The organism is Bacillus sp. MYb56, from assembly GCF_002976445.1.
Classification (GTDB): Bacteria; Bacillota; Bacilli; order Bacillales; family Bacillaceae_G; genus Bacillus_A; species Bacillus_A mycoides.
Map to the genome: position 1 here is coordinate 12,754 of NZ_PCOH01000024.1, position 16,557 is coordinate 29,310.

The following is a 16,557-nucleotide window of genomic DNA, read 5'->3' on the forward strand; positions in this document are numbered from 1 at the left end:
TTTTACGCTAAAGGAGCTGTTTCTGTTATATGCTGAAGTTGATATAGATTGTAATAAAATCCCCTCTTTTTCATTAACTCTTCATGAGAACCCTTTTCTTTTATTACACCATCTTCAACATAAATAATTGTATCAACATGCGTAATCGTCGCTAATCGATGTGCAATAATAATTGTTGTCCGATCTGCAGCTAACGTTTGCAGTGCCTCTTGAATATATCGTTCATTTTCTAAATCTAAAGCGGAAGTTGCTTCATCTAATATAAGTAAAGACGGATTCTTTAGAAAAACCCGTGCGATTGCTACACGCTGTCTTTGTCCACCAGATAATTTCACACCACGTTCCCCAACGACAGTATCATAGCCCTCTGGCAACTCTGTAATAAAATTATGAATTTGTGCAGCTTTGGCAGCTGAAATCACTTCCGCCTCTGTAGCTTTCGGATTGCCATATAAAATATTAGCCCCGATTGTATCGCTAAATAATAAATTATCTTGTAGCACAATTCCAATATGACTACGTAAATTTCTCATATTATACTTTCTTACATCTACCCCGTCTATATAAACTGCACCTTCAGAAACATCGTAAAAACGCGGAATTAAACTAGCAAGAGATGACTTTCCTCCTCCGCTTGCCCCTACAAGCGCAACCTTCTCTCCCGGGCGCATAGTTAATGACAGATTATGCAATATTTCTTTTTCATCCGCATTATAACGAAAAGAAACATTATCAAATATAACTTCCCCATCTAGCCTTTTCGTTTGCACCGCATTTGGCACATTAACAATATCGTATTTTTCATCCAACAATTCAAACACTCGATCCATCGAGGCGAAAGACTGTGTTAATGTTGTAGATGAATTAACAAGGCGACGAAGCGGACTATATAAACTATCCATATATCCAACAAAAGCAACCATCGTACCCAGTGTTAACGACCCTTGAATTACCTCATATGCCGCAAAACCAATAACAAGTAACGGCCCTAAATCCGTTAACGTATTCACTACCGAAAACGTTCTCGCTGTCCAACTCGTATGAGTTAGTGCTTTCGTTAAAAATTCATTATTTCTCTTTTCAAACTGTCCTCTTTCATACTCTTCTAATGCAAAACTACGTGTCACTTGCATCCCTTGAATACGTTCATGTAAATACCCTTGCATAGTTGCTAACGCTTGCGAGCGCTCTTTCGTCAATTTTCGAAGGCGCCCGAAAAAATATTTCACTGCAACTACATAAATAGGTAAGATTAATAAAGCAACAAAGGTTAATTTTATATTCATAGAAAACATAACGATAATGGCAATAACAATTGTTGCAGTATCTAACCAGACATTCATAAGACCAGTAATTACAAAGTCCTTCGTTTGTTCTACATCATGGATTACACGTGAAATAAGCTCCCCTGTTTTTGTGTTCGAATAATAACGTAAGCTCAATTTTTGCAAGTGCCCAAAAATGTATTTTCGTAAATCGTATAGTATTGTATTGGCAATGCGCTGCGCGAAATATTGACGATAATATTCTATCGGCGGTCTTACTACTGCAAAAATAAAAAAAGCAATCCCAATTGCGGTTATTAATTGAGACGTTTTTTCTTGAAGCGATCCCGTGCCTTGAATAACATCATCAATAATATACTTTAATAACCATGGCATAATAAGCGGGATACCGAACTTCACAAGACCAATAATAATTGTAATAGCAATAAGCCATCGATATGGTTTAACAAATTGTAAATATCTTTTTATACCTTGCACATAATCCCCCCTCTAATAGGACAAACCTGCCGGGAAATTCCCTGCAGGTTTGTTTTAATTTCTGTACATTAAATATCTTTCGTACCACATATCTACGAAATCCGGTGCGAATGGACCTTTTCTTTGATGAATCCACTGTGTTAAATGTGCTACATTTCGTTTTAAAATTGTATCAATAACAGGTGGATACTGCATGATTTGACTATGCTTCTCATACTCATCTTCATCTAAAAGTGTATATGTCATATCCGGATACACTTTAATATCTAAATCGTAATCAATATACTTTAATGCCTCAGAGTCATATGCAAAAGGAGAACTTAAATTACAATAATAATATACTCCTTCTTCTCTCAGCATTCCAATTACATTAAACCAATAATTAGCATGGAAGTAACAAATCGCAGGTTCGCGAGTAACCCATGTTCGACCATCTGATTCCGTAACTACTGTACGATCATTTGCTCCGATCACAAGGCTCTGCGTCCCTTTTAAAATTGTTGTCTCTTCCCACATTCTATGAATGGAGCCATTATGTTTATAACTATGTATTTGTACCTTTTCTCCTTCTTTGGGAAATCCCATATATGCTCCCTTCTTTCAACCGCAAATGCTTTTCTTAAGTTGTCTTAACTACCCCTTGAACTGCATTCACTTTTTTTCTATTATAACTTTTTTGTCAAAATTTTAAAACTAAAGCGATAGGACACTTGTTTTCATGAGGAATATAATGAAGTTTGTATTATTGAATACCACATCACTAACCCTTTTAACGAAGGAACATTTCCTATGAATTAGCAATACGTATTTTAGAAGATTAAACGAAGATATAACAAAAAGAAAAGCCCCCTCACCTCTGTTTAAGAAAGGACTTTTCACCTAAAATCAACAACATATCTCACCCTTAATTTGAAATTATTTTTTCGGTTTCAAAAGATTGAATCACATTATTCGTTTGCTGTTCAAATTTTTCATGCAAAAGTTTTAATGCTATTTCTGTTCTGTATATTTCTTGACGGATAAAATGCAATTCTTTTTTATCGCACGTATCCCTTCCACTCATTTCAATTTGCTGATACTTCTCTAAATGTGATTGTAACTTTAAAAGCTCATCCATCGTTTCCAACTGCTCTCCTACCAACTTATCAAAATCGTTCATCACTTACCCCCTTTTTGATTCATTCGCCAGTTATAATTCCTATTACATATTTTCTAATCGTGAACTTCTTTCTCCTTTGACTATATTTGTTGACTTATTAGAAGTTATGTCGTTCCCTTTATTTTCATTACAGTGACACGCACACAAAGAAAACACTTCTCTCGAATTGGAGAAGTGTTTTTCTTTCATTACTCGTTTGAACTAGAAGATTGTGATTGTTTTGCAGCTGATTGTGCATTTTGTTTTTTCACTGCATGCACATCTGTTTCAGTTGCAAACTCTGTACCATAACTAGCATTTGCACTTTGAGCAGCAGAAGCTTGTGCTTTCTGTGCCTCTGATTGTGCGTTCGCTTGTTTTACTGCTTGTACATTCGTTTCAGTTGCAAACTCTGTACCATAGCTAGCATTTGTACTTTGAATGCTAGCACCAGAAGTTGCCTTATTATAACCTTGTTGTTTTTTACTCATCTTTCTCACCTCCACAATCAATAATGTAACCAATTCACTTAGAAGTTATCCCTAATTTTCTTTTTAAAAATTCACGTATATATCTCTTATCACTCATTCAAACTACATATGATGGAGGTGGGAATATGTATACTGGACGTGATATGACTGAGCTAACTATGATTTCCAAAAATGAATGGAAAGAGGATGAATTAGCTTATTTTCATCATTCATTTCAGCAAATTATGCCTTATCTAAATGTAGAGGGACAAACGATTTATAAAGAAGTTGTGAAAGAAATCGAGTCACGGGGCGGATTATAAACGCGTGGATTTTCAACCTCAAAATACAAATTTATTTTCAATATAAAAAAACGTGTTCCAAAGTTCTGGAACACGTTTTTATTATTTATCCCGCTATTTGCCGGGCAGTAAGACCCCACCTCAAAATGCAGCGAAAGCAAAGAAGTTAGGTTGGGGTCGGGCTGCCCATAAAAGCCCGATTGGTGAGGGCTAATAATCAGTGGGGGATGAAGAAAACCCCCACTGATTAAAGTTTCACTTTACTGCATTGTAATTTTCTCAACACACTTTTCGTAAATTGTACGATGTGATTTCGAGAAAGGTAACTGTTCAAACGCTTCTTTCGATACAAACTTTAATGTATCCGTTTCGACAATATTACCTGTTACTTTTCCGTAAAATATGAAGATATCCCAAGTACGATGTGTAAAAGTATGTTGTACATTCATCGCGTATTCATCAATAGAAACAGAGAGATCAAAGCTCTCCTTCATATAATCCGTAAGCTGTTGTTTTTGATTACGAATACCTTCACTTAGTTCAATATTCGGGAACTCCCACATATTAGCCAGTAATCCCGTACTTTGGCGTTTATTAATTACGTAATGGCCATCTTCAGTTTGAAGTACTCCCGCAACGAGCGGTACCATTGTAGGTGCTTTCGCTTTACTCTTCACTGGTAGTTCTTTTTGAACACCTTCAGCATACCCTCTGCAATGTTCACGTACAGGACAAAGTAAACAAGATGGATTTTTCGGTATACAAATTAATGCCCCTAATTCCATCAAACCTTGGTTAAAATAAGATGGATTTTCTATAGAAATAATTTCACGCACAATCTCTTCAAAAACTTTTCTCGTTTTCGGTTTTGCAATATCATCCCACACTGATAAAATACGAGATAATACGCGCATAACATTTCCATCAACCGCTGGCTCTGGTATGCCATATGCAATACTTAAAATGGCACCTTTTGTATATGGTCCCACTCCTTTTAATTTTTCAATTTTCTTTACATCGCTCGGTACTGTCCCGCCGTATACTTCTTTTACCTCTTTTACTGCAGCATGTAAATTTCGTGCTCTAGAATAATAACCTAAGCCTTCCCATGCTTTTAATACTTCTTCATCATCGGCAGTTGCTAGCGCTTCAAGCGTAGGAAACTTCCCCATAAAATTTGCGTAATATGGTTTTACAGCCTCTACCCTTGTTTGCTGTAACATAATTTCTGAAACCCAAACACGGTATGGATCTTTATTTTTTCGCCACGGTAAATCACGTTGTTCTTTTTCAAACCAACCAATTAAATCATTTTGAAACTGTTCTATGTTAAACTCATTTAATATTTCAAGTGTCAAACTTGATCCCCCTCATTTTTTTGCATATACGTACTATTATAAAGATTTTAGGAAAAAATTTAAGTAAGATGACATAGGAAATAGAAGGCAAAGGACTTGAGGTATCGAATAAAAAGAGTTACATTAATAAAAAACGGAGGTGGATTTCTATGGACACAGCCACTCACCTTGTTATGGGCGTTACTCTAGGCAGTTTGGCAACATTAGATCCAGCTATAGCACAAAGTGATATTGGGCCACAAGCAGTGATGCTTGCAACAATTGCCGGTTCCAATATTCCTGACATCGATACAGTTTTAAAATTGCGTAATAACGCTAAATATATAAGAAATCATCGCGGGATTACTCATTCCATCCCTGCAGTGATCCTTTGGTCACTCCTTATAAGTGGCATCTCTTTCGCCTTCTTTTCAGACGCTCCCTATCTGCATCTACTACTTTGGTCATTTATTGCCGTCTTTCTTCATGTCTTTGTGGATATTTTCAATGCCTATGGTACACAGGCATTAAGGCCCTTCACAAAAAAATGGGTAGCGCTCGGCATAATTAATACGTTTGATACTGTCATTTTCTTTATCCATATACTTGCTATCGCCTGTATGCTTGTCGGAGCACATAAAGGCTATACTGCTTTAGCAGCGTATATATTAATGTTTGTTTACTATATCGGCCGCATTATGATGCATCGAAATATTAAAAGTGTAGTATACAAACGTTTCAAAAATGTAGAGAAAGTAATTATTTCTCCTTCTTACAAATTTTATCATTATCATTTAGCCGTCGTTACAACTGAACATTACTACGTCGCAAGATGGCACCGCGGTAACATCCTTGTATACGATAAATTCGATCGCGTACTGTTCCCGAATACCGCCATTATGCAAGCCGCTGTGCGAGATGAAAATATATCTGCTTTCTTATCTTTCTCGCCTGTATATCGCTGGGATATTTTCGATTATGATAACTATTATGAAGTTCGATTTATTGATTTGCGGTATCGAAGTAAAGATTATTATCCATTCGTCGCAATCGTTCAGCTCGATCAAAATTTAAATATTATTAGTTCATATACAGGATGGATTTTCAGCGAAGAGAAACTTCGAAAGAAACTGGAATTGCTTCCACATTAAAAAAAGCGACCTACGTCGCTTTTTTTAATGTTTCAAATGATCTTCTTGATTGATTAAATGGCTATACTTCGGATTATTTGTACGCATTTCATGAAGGCGCCCTCCATGATTATTAACCCATGTTCGTACCACTTGTTCAGTCATTTCCTCACCTTGGTAACGACCTGATTTAGCATAAGTTGTTCGGAAGTCTTCCCACAATAATTCAACCCATGCACGAGCTTGTGCGTAAGAAAGGTTGTCATTTTTATCTAATAATTCTTTCGTTAATGTTTCATAAATATCATTCATGTTCTATTCTCCTTTTACCTATTTATTCCCTTAATTTCTAAAGGATAGTTTCTTCTATTTTGCACATTCTATAAGTGATACTTCTTAAAGGGGTATCGACTGATAATGAGGGGGCGTTCTTAATGGGTAGACAAGCCGAATTTTGGTCTGAGTCAAAAAACAACAGCAAAATCGACGGTCAACTGAAAGCGAAATCACGCTTCGCTTCGAAACGACCTAACGGCACAATTAACACGCACCCACAAGAGCGTATGCGTGCTGCAAATCAGCAGGAAGAGTAGTACAAATTAAATTCCTACACGAGGTGATAAAGATGAGCTACCGTGACCATTTAGATCGTCGTTCTGAATTATTTAACCATACGTGGACTCGTCCAAAACATGCGAAGGCGCAAGTTAACGGACAGACGCAACAAACCCAGTCTCTCATTATACTGGCAAACGAATGTAAAAAACGCCAATTTTAGAATCTCCTATCTCCTTTAACGCCTACCAAAGATGAAAACCAGAGAGATTCGCTCTCTGGTTTTTATTTTTCTTGTAGCAAGGAAATTGGTATTCCAATCTCCTCATTATCATGTTGCTTATATCCCCAAGCAAATACCCCATTGAAATACGTAATTTTAAATACCACACCAGGTTCTTCTACTAATTCATATGTCTCACCAATATGGAATTTATTTATATCTATCATATAAGCACGAGCCATAGCCATTTTTCTCATTAATACATCGAATTCATTTACAATTCCAAGTTGCTCAGCCTTTACTGCTTGCTCCTTCAAAACCCCAATTTCTTCCCTTAGCTCATGTGGTGTCATTTCACTGTAGCGTTTTGGCGTACCCATCTTATTTCCTCATCCCTCTTCACGTTTCATTTGTAAAAATATATCTATCTCATCAATAGAGAATCCTTTTCGATATAACGCTTGCTTCACCTTATTTTCGAATGTCCAACCATCATACTTCTTATATTTCTCATAATATTTATTCCCATGATAGTGTAACGCTTCTTGTTGCTGTTCGTCATCTTTTTCGTCTTTCAATTCTTCCAAGCAAATTTGAATCACATCTCTAGAATATCCTTTACGAACAAGCATTTCATCTAACTTTAGCTTCATTTGTAAAAATGAATGCTTTTGATAAGATTTTTTCTTCTTTTCTATAAGGAACAAAGCATTCTCCATTTGCTTCTCCTTTGGATACTCTTGTAAACTATGTGTAATGATTAAATCCTGAACACCTTTACTTAATAGCCCTCTCCTAATAACAGTTGGACCTTTTTGATTCACATTACTTTGCGTTCGCACGTATGAAATAGCGTACTCTTTATCATTAATATATCGATCATGTAATAATTTCGAAACGACTTCAGAGATGATGGCCTGTCCCACTTCTTTTTTTCGTAAGAAATCTTCTATTTCTTGTTTTGTTCTCATTTGATAGGATAAATAGGAAATCGCTTGTAAATATGCTTTTTGTACCTCTTCATTGTACAAAATATTCCCTAACGCTACTTCATCAATTTCTAAGCCTTTTTGTAACCCATGTTTCATTAAGATTGATTGATTCACACTAAACCCGTACTCTTCGCCTTGACCTTTATCAATATAAATATTAAATCGTTCTTTCGATCGTTTTTGCACTTCTATTTTTGTAATGACAGTCATACTCTCACCTCTCTATTATTTTAACATAGTCAAGGAACGTTTTTTCTTTTCAAGAATATATATAATGAGGAGGAAATAATTGTGAAAATCGCAATTTCTGGTGGCTCTGGCTTTATAGGCAAATCCCTTTCTAGTTTTTTTATTCAAAAGGGATTTACTGTTTACATTCTTACTCGAAAAAAAATTGCTGAAACTTCACACACTAACCTTCAATACGTACAGTGGACACCGGATTTACAGACCTTCCCTCTCTCCTCTATCGATGTAGTTATTAATCTAGCTGGAGAATCTATTAATAGTAGATGGACAAAAAAACAAAAAGAATCAATTTTAAACAGTAGAATTCAAACAACAAAAGGACTCATTAAACAATTACAAACCCTTGAAACAAAGCCACACACATTTATTAATGCAAGTGCCATTGGATACTATGGGACATCTGAAACCGAATCTTTTACAGAACAGCAAGAGACTCCAGGAGATGACTTTTTAGCAAACACAGTATATTTGTGGGAGCAAGAAGCATCTAAAGTCCGCTCCATTGGAATAAGAACTGTCTACACAAGATTTGGAGTCGTATTGGGCGCAGATGGAGGAGCTCTTCCAAAAATGCTACTTCCCTATCAATTATATATCGGCGGTACACTTGGATCTGGAAACCAATGGTTATCATGGATTCATATAGACGATGTCGTTCGCATGATTGATTTCATCATTCAAAAAAAAGAAATTGACGGACCTTTTAATATTACAGCGCCAACGCCAATACGGATGAAAGAGTTCGGTGAAATTATTGCCACTATAACTAGGCGACCTCATTGGCTACCTGTTCCTTCATTTGTACTTCGCGCTTTACTCGGTGAGATGAGTATACTTGTATTAGAAGGGCAACATGTATTACCCAATAAAGCTATTAAACATGGATATCAATACACATTTCCAACAGTTAACCATGCATTACAAAATATCCTCTTGCATACAATGTAGTACTTTTAAAATACAGTTTTACGGGTAGTCTATCTCCTCCAAGACTTCTTACTTTTTAAACACCGGAGCATTACTACACGAAAAACCTTTCAGTTACTTTGTCTAAACCTATTCTACACATTACAAGGTGACGGAAATGAGGTCTCTATGAAAATATTGCTCAAACAAGCCATTGTATATCCTATTACATCCCAAAAGTTTCAAGGAGATGTACTCGTTATAGGAGAACGCATTGCCGCGGTCAAACCTCATATTGATACTACTCAGGATATGACCGTTATAGATGCACGAGCTCTTCATCTCTTGCCTGGATTTATTGATGTTCATACTCACCTTGGCCTCTACGATGAAGGTACTGGTTGGGCTGGTAATGATGCAAATGAAACATCCGAAGTTTCAACACCACATATCCGTTCTTTAGACGGGATTCATCCTTTTGATATTGCATTTCAAGACGCTGTACAAAATGGTGTTACGACTGTTCACGTGATGCCCGGAAGCCAAAACATTATCGGCGGTACTACTTGCGTAATAAAAACTGCTGGAACTTGTATTGATCATATGATTATTCAGGAACCTGCTGGTTTAAAAATTGCCTTTGGAGAAAACCCCAAAAAGTTCCATAGCAACGGTACAAAAGAATCAATAACACGTATGGGAATTATGGGGTTACTTCGTGAATCATTCTATGACGCACAACACTACGGGCATGAAGCTGATTTTCGAATGCTACCTATTTTAAAAGCACTCCGCCGAGAAATACCGGTACGTATCCACGCTCACCGCGCAGATGATATCACTTCAGCCTTACGCTTTGCGACAGAATTCAATCTTGATTTACGTATTGAACATTGTACAGAAGGACACTTTATTGTTGAAGAGCTTTCGAAACACAATTTAAAAGTTTCAGTTGGACCTACTCTTACGCGACGTTCGAAAATCGAACTTAAAAACAAAACGTGGGATACTTATCATATTTTATCGAAAAATGGAGTAGAAGTTTCTATTACAACCGACCACCCTTATACACCCATTCAATATTTAAATGTTTGCGCTGCCATTGCAGTAAGAGAAGGATTAGATGAGAAAACAGCGTTGGAAGGAATCACTATTTTCCCAGCTCGAAATTTACGTTTGGAGGATAGAATTGGAAGCATTGATGTTGGAAAAGATGCTGACCTCGTGTTATGGACACATCATCCTTTCCATTATTTAGCCAAGCCTGTACTCACTATGATTGACGGAAAAATAATTTACAAAAAAAATAAAAAAAACTAGTTTATTTTTTTGACTAGATACAGTATTATACGATTATAAACTGAATGAAACCATAATCAATTTGTGTCGTGATTATCATTTTCAAATTGATGAATGGGGAAGGCAAATGGTGCGCCACCAGCGTTAGAAACTGGTTCTAGTGGGTTCGATTCCCACCCCGAAATTTTTTAAAGATTGATATAAAAATTTCGAGGGTGGGTGCTTTTTCGTCATGCTACCCTCGTGTGAGGAGGAGTTAGTGTGTTGAAAAAACGCGACTTACACGACAGCCACGTTCTATACGAATTAATGGTGGATCCTGCTGTCTTCCCTTTTGTGCGTCAAAAGGCCTATTCTTATGAAGAATATTTATTTTTAACGAAACAAACAATCGAAGCCGAAGAGCGTGGAGAATTAATCTCACGCACAATTTTAGATGAATGGGGTAACCCCATCGGCACAATTACTTTATTTGATGTGCAAGAAAAAGCTGGATTCCTCGGAACTTGGCTTGGCAAACCATATCATGGTAAAGGATATAATAAATTGGCGAAAGATTCATTTTTTAGCGAACTTTTCTATGAATTAGATATTGAAACGATTTTTATGCGTATTCGTAAAATAAATATTCGGTCTATTAAAGCTGCCGAAAAACTACAATATGTAAATCTAGCAAACGAAACAAGAAAAGCCGTTTATGATGAAATTAACGCGCATGAAGAAGTATATAATTTATATGAAATTCCAAAAGATCAGTATACACTTGCAACAATGCGAGATACAACATTCCAAGAAGCACACCAATTAAAAGAAGCGTAATCTAAAAATTCAGAAATGATAATTAATCATTACTAGTTTGACATATATGTATATCACCCCATGTCTTTGGAAACGATAGATAGTGACTTTAGGACACGAGGTGATTTGTAATGGATAAAAAGAAACGTGATAAAGCAAAAAACACATTATCTAGTACACAAGAAGTTCTCTATCAGCGAGAATTTCGAAAAGCAGATCGTGCAGCGGGCTATCGCTCAAAAAGTATTTAAAGTGAAACTGAATAATTAGAAGGTTTCCCCCCTAATTATTCAGTTTCATTACATAAGATTTTCCAATAAATTAGTAAAAAAGGTTCCTTATTTATAAGGAACCTTTTTTGTGGACAACCTTATCCACAAAAAACGTAGAATTGTGCATAAATTACAAAAGTATTTTACGAATTCATTTATTTAAATGAATTCGTAACGTGAGAATTGTGGATAATTTTCTAAAAATTGTGGATTATGTGGATATAGCTGTTAATATTCCGATTTTACTGTCTAATGAAAGCGTAATCCCTTGTGGATAAAGTGAAACTTTAATCAGTGGGAGTTTTGTTTATCCCCACTGATTATTAGCCCTCACCAATCGGGCTTTTGCGGGATAAGTTAATAATTCACGTTTATTTTTTTACAACAATAAAAAAACCCTCTTTAAATGCTTAAAAGAGGGTTTCATATTAAGTAAAAGATTCGGCAAGAACTGGTGATTTAATAGGTATATGATTCGGCTCTGCATGATTTTCTGCCAAAATTGTATCCACAATATGACCAGCTGGCTCAGGACGATAAATACTTTTCATTGCTTCTTTCATCTGAAGAAGCTTCATATCATCTTGTAATAACGCCTCTGTTTTTGCAAAAACTTCACTATCATCACGAATTACAACTGCAGCCCCTTTTTTTTCAAAATACAACGCATTTTCATTCTCTTGTCCTGGGACAGGTTTATATAAAATGACAGGTACTTGTAATGCTGCTGCTTCGCTTAATGTAATACCACCTGGCTTCGTAATCATACAAGAAGTAACACGGAACAATTCATCAATGTTTTCAACATAACCAAATACTTTTAAAGCATCAGAACTTTGTTCCTGTAGTTCCATTAAATCCTGCTTTAAAGCTTCGTTTTTCCCACAAACGACAACTACTTGTAAGTTTGGTACTGACATAAATGACTGGCATAGCTCTTTTACACTCCCTAGCACACCATGAGCACCTGCTACAATTAGTAACATCTTTTTATCCTTACATAACTGATATTTATTATATATAATTGCTGGATTTATCTTTAGCTCAAAACTGCTACGAATCGGAATCCCTGTTTCAACAATTTGTTCTGCAGGTACACCGATATCAACCATCACCTTTTTCACATGATCGGTTGCTACAAAATAACGATCTACTTCTCGATGGATCCATATTTTATGCACGCAAAAATCCGTTAATACGTTATAAACAGGAATAGAAATACCTATTTGCTTTTTCAATTCTGGTACAGCGATGATTGGAAAGGTATTAATAACAATATCCGGTTTCTCCACCTGTAATAGCGTCTTCAAACGCTTTCTCCCAAAATTCGCATACCAAGATGCTATTTTTTTATCATAAATTTTCTCTACACCATAATAAAACAAACGATATAATTCTTTTCCTACCGTATAGCTTTTTAAATATAAATATTTTGTAATATCGGTTATAACTGGATGTGATTCTCCAAACAAGTCGCATACAATTACATCTTCGATTCCTTTTTGGCGAAATGTTTGTTCTAATGTTTTTGCCACTTGCACATGACCGTTACCGTAATGTGCAGTTAATATTAAAACCTTGGGGTTTTTTATCAAACAAATCCACTCCTAGCTTTTTGTTTCTCCATATTGCATATACGACAATAGGAAAAACATTTTCCTTAAAAACTACATACTCGGATTCTAATACTTTCCTGTTAGCTATGTATCTGTCGTGGATATGCAAAGCATATAAGATTGACCCCTTAATCCTATCTGTGCTCATATCTTTACATTATACTTTCCTATAAGAGCTTTCGCAATAACTTACAAATGTTCTATATTCCATAATACTCACTCTTTTACTTCTTAATTCTTTTTACTATTTTGATTTCCCTTTACAATTATGTAAATTTCTCCGCTTATTCTTTACAAAAATATGGATATTCCCTTTTCAGTATACTCTTTTCTAAATATATACTCTAGATTTTATTATGAAGAAACAAAAAGCCTAACCAAATGTTTAGGTTAGACTGCTTGTAAAATATGTTTTGCATGTTCAACATTTTCTTCTGTCGGTGGATTCACATCCGCAAGTGGATACTTATGTCCAAGTGCCTCCCATTTATAAACACCGAGCTTATGATATGGCAGCACTTCCACTTTCTTAACATTAGATAGACTTTGAATAAAGTTTGATAATTTTTGCAAATCCTCTTCACCATCGGTAACACCGGGAACCAATACATGTCTTACCCAAATTGGTTTCTTTCTATCCGATAAATAACGAGCAAATTGTAAAATGTGTTCATTTGGTTTCCCTGTTAATTTACGATGTTTCTTTGAATCAATATGCTTCAAATCCAATAAAACTAAATCTGTATACTTCATTAAAATATCTAGCTTATTTTGGAATTCTGGTTCTTCAGAATAACAACCGCCAGAAGAATCGATTGTTGTATGGATACCAGCTTCTTTGCACTTTTTAAACAACTGGGTTAAGAAGTCTAGCTGTAATAGTGGCTCTCCACCGCTAACTGTTATACCGCCTCCAGAAGCTTCAATAAATGGAAGGTAACATGTCACATCCTGCATCACTTCTTCAACTGTTATTTCTTTACCTTTACCGATTTCCCATGTATCAGCATTATGACAATATTGACAACGTAATAAACACCCTTGTGTAAATATGACATAACGAATCCCTGGGCCATCAACAGTACCACAAGACTCTACAGAATGTATTCTTCCTTTTACCATGTTACTTCCTCCTTTATTGAAACAGCCTCCCTCCGCTATATATTAAAAGCGGAGGGACACTTTTTTCACTTACATGCTTTCATGCATTGTACGGTTTATTACATCAATTTGTTGTTCACGAGTTAATTTAATAAAGTTAACAGCGTAACCAGATACACGAATTGTTAATTGTGGATATTTTTCAGGATGCTCCATTGCATCCATTAATGTTTCACGGTTAAATACGTTAATATTTAAGTGGTGTCCTTCTTTTATTGCATATCCATCAAGCATAGATACTAAGTTGCGTACTTGTACATCATCTTCTTTACCAAGTGCTTTTGGAATAATAGAGAATGTATTTGAAATACCATCTTGTGCATCTTCATATGGTAATTTAGCTACAGATAATAATGATGCTAATGCACCTTTTGTATCACGGCCATGCATTGGGTTTGCGCCCGGTGCAAATGGTTCTCCAGTACGACGTCCATCTGGAGTGTTACCAGTTTTCTTACCGTATACAACGTTAGATGTGATTGTTAAGATTGACATTGTATGAACAGAATTACGGTATGTTTTATGTTTGCGAATCTTGTTCATAAATGTTTTCACAAGATTTACTGCGATTTCATCTACACGATCATCATTGTTACCGTATTTAGGGAAATCTCCTTCGATTTCAAAATCAACTGCAATACCATTTTCATCACGAATTGGTTTTACTTGTGCATATTTAATTGCACTTAAAGAGTCTGCTACTACAGATAATCCAGCGATACCTGTTGCCATTGTACGAAGAACATTTGTATCGTGAAGTGCCATTTCAATACGTTCATAGCTATATTTATCGTGCATATAGTGAATTACATTTAATGTATTTAAGTATAGACCAGCTAACCATTCCATTGTCATATCGAATTTACGCATAACTTCTTCATAATCTAATACTTCAGAAGTAATTGGTGCGTATTCAGGACCAACTTGTGCTTTTGACTTTTCATCTTTACCACCGTTAACCGCATATAGTAATGCTTTCGCTAAGTTTGCACGTGCTCCGAAGAACTGCATTTGTTTACCAATTCTCATTGCTGATACACAACAAGCAATACCGTAGTCATCACCGTAGTCAGCACGCATAATGTCATCATTTTCGTATTGAATTGCTGATGTTTTAATAGACATTTTTGCACAGTAGTTTTTAAAGTTCTCTGGTAATTGTTTAGACCAAAGAACTGTTAAGTTTGGTTCTGGTGCTGGTCCTAAATTATCTAATGTATGCAAGAAACGGAATGAGTTTTTTGTTACTAACGGACGACCGTCTAACGCCATACCACCGATAGATTCAGTTACCCAAGTTGGGTCTCCAGAGAATAGTTCATTATAATCAGGTGTTCTTGCAAATTTCACAAGACGTAATTTCATAATGAAATGGTCAACAATTTCTTGTGCTTTTTCTTCTGTTAAAGTACCATTTGCTAAATCTCTTTCAATGTAAACATCTAAGAATGTAGAGGTACGTCCAAGGCTCATTGCTGCCCCGTTTTGCTCTTTAATTGCTGCAAGATAAGCAAAGTATAACCATTGGAAGGCCTCTTGTGCATTTGTAGCTGGCTTAGAAATATCGAATCCATGAGAGGCAGCCATCTGTTTTAACTCTTGAAGTGCACGCATTTGCTCAGATAATTCTTCACGTAAACGCATTGTATCTTCGCTCATTACACCGCCAGTTAAATTATAATCAGCTTTTTTCGCTTCAATTAAATGATCTATACCATATAGCGCTACGCGGCGATAGTCACCGATAATACGTCCACGTCCATACGCATCTGGAAGACCAGTAATAACACCTGATTTACGAGCCGCTTTCATTTCTGGTGTGTATGCATCAAATACACCTTGATTATGAGTTTTACGCCAGTCTCTGAAAATCTTGCTAAGTTCTTTATCCATTTCATATCCATACGCTTCACAAGCTTGTTCTGCCATACGAATACCACCATATGGTTGTAAAGAACGTTTAAATGGTTTATCAGTTTGGAAACCGACCACTTTTTCAATATCTTTATTTAAATATCCTGGTTCATGTGATGTAATAGAAGAAACAATTTTTGTATCCATATCAAGAACGCCACCGTTTTCACGTTCCTTTGTTGTTAAATCCATTACTTGATCCCAAAGTTGTTTCGTTGCTTCAGTTGCTTCCGCTAAGAAAGAGTCTTCTCCCTCGTAAACGTTTACATTATTTAAAATGAAATCGCGAACATCAATCTCTGCTTTCCATTTTTCACCTTTAAAGTTTTCCCACGCGCTTTTTACATTTTCTAATACTTGAGTCATCCTAATCTCCTCCATTTTTGATTAGTACAGGACTACGATTTTTTATATAACAGCTTACACACTTAG

At 35.9% G+C, this 16,557-nt stretch carries 19 protein-coding genes; 8 read left to right on the forward strand and 11 right to left on the reverse strand.

Going from position 1 to position 16,557, the window contains the following annotated elements:
- Positions 1 to 2: 2 nt before the first annotated feature.
- The 4 genes from CQ058_RS22970 to CQ058_RS22985 all read right to left on the reverse strand — a co-directional run bounded on the left by CQ058_RS22970 (position 3) and on the right by CQ058_RS22985 (position 3,392).
- On the reverse strand, positions 3 to 1,763 hold the full coding sequence (locus tag CQ058_RS22970) for an ABC transporter ATP-binding protein (protein WP_002191857.1): 1,761 nt from the start codon (positions 1,761 to 1,763) through the stop codon (positions 3 to 5).
- Positions 1,764 to 1,817: 54 nt separating this feature from the next.
- Positions 1,818 to 2,348 carry a nucleoside tri-diphosphate phosphatase gene (ntdP, locus tag CQ058_RS22975; protein ID WP_000506630.1) on the reverse strand — a complete coding sequence of 177 codons (531 nt, stop codon included), beginning with the start codon at positions 2,346 to 2,348 and terminating at the stop codon, positions 1,818 to 1,820.
- A 319-nt stretch (positions 2,349 to 2,667) separates the two neighbouring features.
- Positions 2,668 to 2,922 carry a YgaB family protein gene (locus tag CQ058_RS22980; RefSeq protein WP_002010338.1) on the reverse strand — a complete coding sequence of 85 codons (255 nt, stop codon included), beginning with the start codon at positions 2,920 to 2,922 and terminating at the stop codon, positions 2,668 to 2,670.
- A 188-nt stretch (positions 2,923 to 3,110) separates the two neighbouring features.
- Positions 3,111 to 3,392: a gamma-type small acid-soluble spore protein gene (locus CQ058_RS22985; RefSeq protein WP_002125062.1), complete on the reverse strand. Its 282-nt coding sequence runs from the start codon at positions 3,390 to 3,392 to the stop codon at positions 3,111 to 3,113.
- A gap of 125 nt (positions 3,393 to 3,517) precedes the next feature.
- On the opposite strand from CQ058_RS22985, the gene CQ058_RS31885 reads away from it, so the two are divergent.
- Positions 3,518 to 3,694 (forward strand): hypothetical protein, encoded by a 177-nt coding sequence (locus CQ058_RS31885; protein ID WP_002091123.1) that lies wholly within the window; start codon positions 3,518 to 3,520, stop codon positions 3,692 to 3,694.
- A 239-nt stretch (positions 3,695 to 3,933) separates the two neighbouring features.
- On the opposite strand, the gene mutY is transcribed toward CQ058_RS31885, so the two are convergent.
- The gene (mutY, locus tag CQ058_RS22995) at positions 3,934 to 5,031 is read right to left on the reverse strand and encodes an A/G-specific adenine glycosylase (RefSeq protein WP_002191856.1); all 1,098 of its coding nucleotides are present in this window, start codon (positions 5,029 to 5,031) and stop codon (positions 3,934 to 3,936) included.
- 149 nt (positions 5,032 to 5,180) lie between these two features.
- On the opposite strand from mutY, the gene CQ058_RS23000 reads away from it, so the two are divergent.
- A complete protein-coding gene (locus tag CQ058_RS23000) occupies positions 5,181 to 6,161 on the forward strand; it encodes a metal-dependent hydrolase (protein WP_002029634.1) in 981 nt (326 codons plus the stop codon).
- A gap of 24 nt (positions 6,162 to 6,185) precedes the next feature.
- Here the strand turns inward: CQ058_RS23000 and CQ058_RS23005 are convergent, their stop codons facing one another.
- A complete protein-coding gene (locus tag CQ058_RS23005) occupies positions 6,186 to 6,452 on the reverse strand; it encodes a YfhJ family protein (RefSeq protein WP_002010328.1) in 267 nt (88 codons plus the stop codon).
- Positions 6,453 to 6,574: 122 nt separating this feature from the next.
- Here CQ058_RS23005 and CQ058_RS23010 point away from each other — a divergent pair, with 122 nt between their 5' ends.
- On the forward strand, positions 6,575 to 6,733 hold the full coding sequence (locus CQ058_RS23010) for a small, acid-soluble spore protein K (protein WP_002191855.1): 159 nt from the start codon (positions 6,575 to 6,577) through the stop codon (positions 6,731 to 6,733).
- Positions 6,734 to 6,765: 32 nt separating this feature from the next.
- Complete coding sequence (locus tag CQ058_RS23015) at positions 6,766 to 6,918, forward strand: YpzG family protein (protein WP_002010325.1); 153 nt, start codon at positions 6,766 to 6,768, stop codon at positions 6,916 to 6,918.
- A 62-nt stretch (positions 6,919 to 6,980) separates the two neighbouring features.
- Here CQ058_RS23015 and CQ058_RS23020 read toward each other — a convergent pair whose 3' ends face one another.
- Together CQ058_RS23020 and recX are read right to left on the reverse strand one after the other, a co-directional pair.
- The gene (locus CQ058_RS23020) at positions 6,981 to 7,298 is read right to left on the reverse strand and encodes a YfhH family protein (protein ID WP_002010323.1); all 318 of its coding nucleotides are present in this window, start codon (positions 7,296 to 7,298) and stop codon (positions 6,981 to 6,983) included.
- Positions 7,299 to 7,307: 9 nt separating this feature from the next.
- Positions 7,308 to 8,120 carry a recombination regulator RecX gene (recX, locus tag CQ058_RS23025; RefSeq protein ID WP_002029629.1) on the reverse strand — a complete coding sequence of 271 codons (813 nt, stop codon included), beginning with the start codon at positions 8,118 to 8,120 and terminating at the stop codon, positions 7,308 to 7,310.
- Between the two features lie 81 nt (positions 8,121 to 8,201).
- Between recX and CQ058_RS23030 the strand changes: the two genes are divergently transcribed.
- From CQ058_RS23030 to CQ058_RS23045, 4 genes are all read left to right on the forward strand, one after another.
- The gene (locus CQ058_RS23030; protein WP_002191853.1) at positions 8,202 to 9,107 is read left to right on the forward strand and encodes a TIGR01777 family oxidoreductase; all 906 of its coding nucleotides are present in this window, start codon (positions 8,202 to 8,204) and stop codon (positions 9,105 to 9,107) included.
- A 147-nt stretch (positions 9,108 to 9,254) separates the two neighbouring features.
- Positions 9,255 to 10,385 carry an amidohydrolase gene (locus tag CQ058_RS23035; RefSeq protein WP_002010318.1) on the forward strand — a complete coding sequence of 377 codons (1,131 nt, stop codon included), beginning with the start codon at positions 9,255 to 9,257 and terminating at the stop codon, positions 10,383 to 10,385.
- Between the two features lie 240 nt (positions 10,386 to 10,625).
- Positions 10,626 to 11,183, forward strand: coding sequence for a GNAT family N-acetyltransferase (locus CQ058_RS23040; protein WP_002091129.1), 558 nt, complete (start codon positions 10,626 to 10,628; stop codon positions 11,181 to 11,183).
- A 110-nt stretch (positions 11,184 to 11,293) separates the two neighbouring features.
- Positions 11,294 to 11,413 carry a YfhE family protein gene (locus CQ058_RS23045; RefSeq protein ID WP_000358484.1) on the forward strand — a complete coding sequence of 40 codons (120 nt, stop codon included), beginning with the start codon at positions 11,294 to 11,296 and terminating at the stop codon, positions 11,411 to 11,413.
- A gap of 449 nt (positions 11,414 to 11,862) precedes the next feature.
- Here CQ058_RS23045 and CQ058_RS23050 read toward each other — a convergent pair whose 3' ends face one another.
- From CQ058_RS23050 to pflB, 3 genes are all read right to left on the reverse strand, one after another.
- Positions 11,863 to 13,029: a diglucosyl diacylglycerol synthase gene (locus tag CQ058_RS23050; RefSeq protein ID WP_002139554.1), complete on the reverse strand. Its 1,167-nt coding sequence runs from the start codon at positions 13,027 to 13,029 to the stop codon at positions 11,863 to 11,865.
- A gap of 411 nt (positions 13,030 to 13,440) precedes the next feature.
- On the reverse strand, positions 13,441 to 14,172 hold the full coding sequence (pflA, locus tag CQ058_RS23055; protein ID WP_002191852.1) for a pyruvate formate-lyase-activating protein: 732 nt from the start codon (positions 14,170 to 14,172) through the stop codon (positions 13,441 to 13,443).
- Positions 14,173 to 14,241: 69 nt separating this feature from the next.
- Positions 14,242 to 16,491 (reverse strand): formate C-acetyltransferase, encoded by a 2,250-nt coding sequence (gene pflB / locus CQ058_RS23060; protein WP_002029623.1) that lies wholly within the window; start codon positions 16,489 to 16,491, stop codon positions 14,242 to 14,244.
- Positions 16,492 to 16,557: the final 66 nt, after the last annotated feature.

Excerpts from the sequence above, each read along its gene's own strand:
- ntdP (WP_000506630.1), bottom strand. The coding sequence starts at position 2,348 with ATGGGATTTCCCAAAGAAGGAGAAAAGGTACAAATACATAGTTATAAA.
- CQ058_RS22980 (WP_002010338.1), bottom strand. The coding sequence starts at position 2,922 with ATGAACGATTTTGATAAGTTGGTAGGAGAGCAGTTGGAAACGATGGAT.
- CQ058_RS22985 (WP_002125062.1), bottom strand. The coding sequence starts at position 3,392 with ATGAGTAAAAAACAACAAGGTTATAATAAGGCAACTTCTGGTGCTAGC.
- CQ058_RS31885 (WP_002091123.1), top strand. The coding sequence starts at position 3,518 with ATGTATACTGGACGTGATATGACTGAGCTAACTATGATTTCCAAAAAT.
- CQ058_RS23000 (WP_002029634.1), top strand. The coding sequence starts at position 5,181 with ATGGACACAGCCACTCACCTTGTTATGGGCGTTACTCTAGGCAGTTTG.
- CQ058_RS23005 (WP_002010328.1), bottom strand. The coding sequence starts at position 6,452 with ATGAATGATATTTATGAAACATTAACGAAAGAATTATTAGATAAAAAT.
- CQ058_RS23010 (WP_002191855.1), top strand. The coding sequence starts at position 6,575 with ATGGGTAGACAAGCCGAATTTTGGTCTGAGTCAAAAAACAACAGCAAA.
- CQ058_RS23015 (WP_002010325.1), top strand. The coding sequence starts at position 6,766 with ATGAGCTACCGTGACCATTTAGATCGTCGTTCTGAATTATTTAACCAT.
- CQ058_RS23020 (WP_002010323.1), bottom strand. The coding sequence starts at position 7,298 with ATGGGTACGCCAAAACGCTACAGTGAAATGACACCACATGAGCTAAGG.
- recX (WP_002029629.1), bottom strand. The coding sequence starts at position 8,120 with ATGACTGTCATTACAAAAATAGAAGTGCAAAAACGATCGAAAGAACGA.
- CQ058_RS23035 (WP_002010318.1), top strand. The coding sequence starts at position 9,255 with ATGAAAATATTGCTCAAACAAGCCATTGTATATCCTATTACATCCCAA.
- CQ058_RS23045 (WP_000358484.1), top strand. The coding sequence starts at position 11,294 with ATGGATAAAAAGAAACGTGATAAAGCAAAAAACACATTATCTAGTACA.
- pflA (WP_002191852.1), bottom strand. The coding sequence starts at position 14,172 with ATGGTAAAAGGAAGAATACATTCTGTAGAGTCTTGTGGTACTGTTGAT.
- pflB (WP_002029623.1), bottom strand. The coding sequence starts at position 16,491 with ATGACTCAAGTATTAGAAAATGTAAAAAGCGCGTGGGAAAACTTTAAA.